At 73.7% G+C, this 3272-nt stretch carries 4 protein-coding genes; 2 read left to right on the top strand and 2 right to left on the bottom strand.

The window, feature by feature from the left end; translation table 11 throughout:
- Window positions 1–125: 125 nt before the first annotated feature.
- A complete protein-coding gene (locus tag AC1MIR_RS25745; protein ID WP_480031029.1) occupies window positions 126–626 on the bottom strand; it encodes a YcgN family cysteine cluster protein in 501 nt (166 codons plus the stop codon).
- 27 nt (window positions 627–653) lie between these two features.
- Window positions 654–1280: a hypothetical protein gene (locus tag AC1MIR_RS25750; protein ID WP_480031030.1), complete on the bottom strand. Its 627-nt coding sequence runs from the start codon at window positions 1278–1280 to the stop codon at window positions 654–656.
- A gap of 108 nt (window positions 1281–1388) precedes the next feature.
- On the opposite strand from AC1MIR_RS25750, the gene AC1MIR_RS25755 reads away from it, so the two are divergent.
- Both AC1MIR_RS25755 and AC1MIR_RS25760 read left to right on the top strand, forming a co-directional pair.
- Window positions 1389–2525 (top strand): exonuclease SbcCD subunit D, encoded by a 1137-nt coding sequence (locus tag AC1MIR_RS25755; protein ID WP_480031031.1) that lies wholly within the window; start codon window positions 1389–1391, stop codon window positions 2523–2525.
- Window positions 2525–3272, top strand: a 748-nt coding sequence (locus AC1MIR_RS25760; protein ID WP_480031032.1) for an AAA family ATPase, incomplete at its 3' end; no start/stop codon positions are given. The genes AC1MIR_RS25755 and AC1MIR_RS25760, both read left to right, overlap by 1 nt.

The raw sequence follows: 3272 nt of genomic DNA on the forward strand, positions 1-3272 counted from the left end.
GCGGCCGTTGCACCCATTCGCCAGCAGCCACTTGCAGTGCCCGGCGAAGCGGTCGAGATCGGGCGAGAAATCGGGCTTCATCGCCGTCAGCGCGGCGGCGTTCACGCCGCCGAACAGCGCATCCTTCATGGTGTCTGGCTCCTTCCTTCGGTCTTGTTCGTGCGGGGGCGCGCGGCGCGTGGCGTGCGGCCGGGCCAGGCGACGAGATGCTCTTCGAGAGCGCCCGCATCCCGCTCGCGGATCGCCTTGCCGCGCACGCTGACGCCGGCCTGGACGACCGTTTCGGGATCGCCGGAGACCAGCGGGTGCCACCAGGGCAGGTCCTGACCCTCCGCCAGCAGGCGATAGGCGCAGGTGGGCGGCAGCCAGTCTATGCCGGCCAGCTTCTTCGGCGTGAGCTTCACGCAATCCGGCACGCGCGCCTTGCGGTTCGCGTAGTCGCTGCAGCGCGCCGTGCCGATATCCAGCAGCCGGCACGCCACGTTGGTCCAGCCGAGTTCGCCCGTATCCTCGTCGCGCAGCTTGTGCAGGCAGCAGCGGCCGCAGCCGTCGCACAGGCTTTCCCACTCGGCGCGCGTCATCTCGCCGAGTGTCTTCGTCCGCCAGAAGGGCTCGCCCGCCGCCATGGCGCTTCTCTAGCCGCTGGCCGCGCCTCAGGCCAGCCGCGCGAGGGCGGCCAGGAAGCGCGCCGCCGCCACTTCCGGCGGCCAGGGCTCCCATGGCGTGCCGCCGAACTCGGCGACCAGCGGGTCGGCCTGCATCACGGCGGCGCGGATGCCGAGGGTCGCGCGCAGCTCGGTCCGGGACCAGCCCGCCACATGCACCGCCTCGGCCGCCGCCATGGCGATGTCGCACTTCTTGTGGAGCGCCTTCTCCTCCGCGGTCCAGGGCGGCAGCGCGTAGCGCGTCGCGACCACGCCGGCCAGGCTCTCCTGCAGCGCACGAAAACCCTCGCCCAGGAAGGGCTTGAGCGGCGAGATGCAGTCGAAATTGATCAGCCCTTCCTCGGCGTCGTGCAGCAATTCGCGCCGCAGTTGCGCGCGCGTCGCCGCCGGCTTCGCCGCGCGCCGCAGCGCCAGCACCGCCAGCGAATGCTGCGCGACGGACAGCGGCGCGGGCCAGATGGAATGCCCGCCCCAGCGGAAGGTGCGTGCCAGCCCGGTGGCGAGGTCCTCGTCCGTCCAGTCGAAGGGTGTCGGCGCCAGTAGGTCCAGCCGGCGGCCGGAGGGCAGCCTGATCCAGGCCCGTGCCGGCTTCGTCCCATTGTTCCGCTGTTCCATCCGTCTCCGCATGCGCCCACGCGCGATCGCTGTGAAGAGGGTCGGGCCGGTTGCGCCCCCGCCGCGGCCGGGGTTTGTTGGAGGGCGCGAACAACGACCGGGAGCGCGATGCGCCTGCTGCACACCGCCGACTGGCATCTCGGGCGCAGCCTGGGCGGTGCCTCCTTCCTGGCCGACCAGGCCGCGCTGCTGCAGCGCCAGTTCCTCCGCATGGTGGAGGAGACGCGGCCCGACGCGGTGCTGATCGCCGGCGACGTCTTCGACCGTTCCATCCCGCCGGTGGAAGCGATCGAGCTGCTCGACACCCTGCTTGCCGAGATCGTGCTGCGGCTCGGGACGCGCGTGGTGCTGATCCCGGGCAACCACGACGCCGCCGACCGGCTCGCCTTCGGCGCGGCGGTGATGCGCGGCCAGGGCCTGCATATCGAGGCGCGCTGCCTTGGCGAGCCGCTCACCCTGCACGACGAGCACGGGCCGGTCGCGGTCTGTGCCAGCGGCTACGCCTCGCCGGCGCTGATGGGCACGCTGCTGGCGGCAGGCGCGGACATCGCCGATCACGATGCCGGCTTCGGCCTGCTCTGCGCCGCACTGCGCCGCGGGCTGCCGCCGCGCTGCCGCAGCCTGCTGGTCGCGCATGCCTTCGTCGCCGGTGGCGAGGAGAGCGACAGCGAACGCCTGCTGCAGGTGGGCGGCGCCAAGGCGGTCTCGGCCGCGCGCTTCGCCGGCTTCGACTATGTCGCGCTCGGCCACCTGCACCGGCCGCAGACGCTGGGCGAGGGACGCATCCGCTACAGCGGATCGCCGCTCGCCTATTCCTTCGCCGAGGCCGGGCACGCCAAGTCGGCGACGCTGGTGGAGATGGACGCCGCCGGCGCCGTCCGGATCGAGGCGCTGCCCTTCGAGCCGCCGCGTGCGCTCCGCACGCTGGAGGGCACGCTGGAGGCGGTGCTGGCGCAGGCGAAGCCGGCCTGGGCCGAGGACTGGTTCCGCATCCGCCTGACCGATGCGGTGCCCGTCTGGGGCGCGATGGAACGGCTGCGTGCGGCCTTCGGCAGCGTGCTCGAGCTCTCCTTCGCGCGCCACGAGTTGCTCGATCTGCCGGGCGAGGCCGCCGGGCGGCAGGGCGACGATCCGCTCGACCTGCTCGACGCCTTCTTCACCGCGATGCGCGGCGCGACGCTGCCGCCCGAGGCGCGCGCGGGGGCGCGCGCGGCGATCGAGGCGGCGCGGGCGGAGGAGGGCTGATGCGCCCGCACCGGCTGCGCCTCTCGGCCTTCGGCGCCTACGCCGGCGACCTCACGCTGGACTTCGACGCGGCGCTGCGCGGCCATCGGCTGTTCCTGATCCACGGGCCCACCGGCGCGGGCAAGACGACCGTGCTGGACGGGCTCTGCTACGCGCTGTTCGGCCAGTCGAGCGGCGAGGAGCGGCAGGCAGCGCATCTGCGCAGCCAGTTCGCGGACCCCGCGCAGCGCACCGAGGCCGAGCTGGTCTTCGCCCTTGGCCCCGCGCGCTTCCGCGTCCTTCGCCAGGCCGAATGGCTGCGCCCCGCGCGCCGCGGCGGCGGCACGGCGAAGGAGGCCGGAAACGTCCTGCTCTGGCGCCTGGACGAGGCGGGCGAGACGCTGCTGGCCGAGGGCGAGCGCGAGGTCGCGCCCCGCATCGAGGCGCTGCTCGGCTACAAGGCCGCGGAGTTCCGCCAGGTCGTGCTGCTGCCCCAGGGCCGTTTCCGGGAATTGCTGACGGTGGATCGCGGCAAGCGGCAGGAGATTCTCTCGCGCCTGTTCCGCACCGCTCTCTATCGCCGCGTGACGGAACAGCTGCAGGCCGGTGCGAAGCAGGCGGAGGGCGAGCTGAAGCGCCTGGACGAACGGCGGAAGACGCTGCTCGACCAGGCGGAGGCCGCGGACGCCGAGGCGGCGCGCGCGGCCGCGGCGCGATCGCGGGGGCACGCGCCCGCGCCGCAGCGGCGCGCGCGGCGGCCCCGCACGC

The organism is Falsiroseomonas sp. RANM36 (assembly GCF_056682175.1).

Excerpts from the sequence above, each read along its gene's own strand:
- AC1MIR_RS25745 (WP_480031029.1), bottom strand. The coding sequence starts at position 626 with ATGGCGGCGGGCGAGCCCTTCTGGCGGACGAAGACACTCGGCGAGATG.
- AC1MIR_RS25750 (WP_480031030.1), bottom strand. The coding sequence starts at position 1,280 with ATGGAACAGCGGAACAATGGGACGAAGCCGGCACGGGCCTGGATCAGG.
- AC1MIR_RS25755 (WP_480031031.1), top strand. The coding sequence starts at position 1,389 with ATGCGCCTGCTGCACACCGCCGACTGGCATCTCGGGCGCAGCCTGGGC.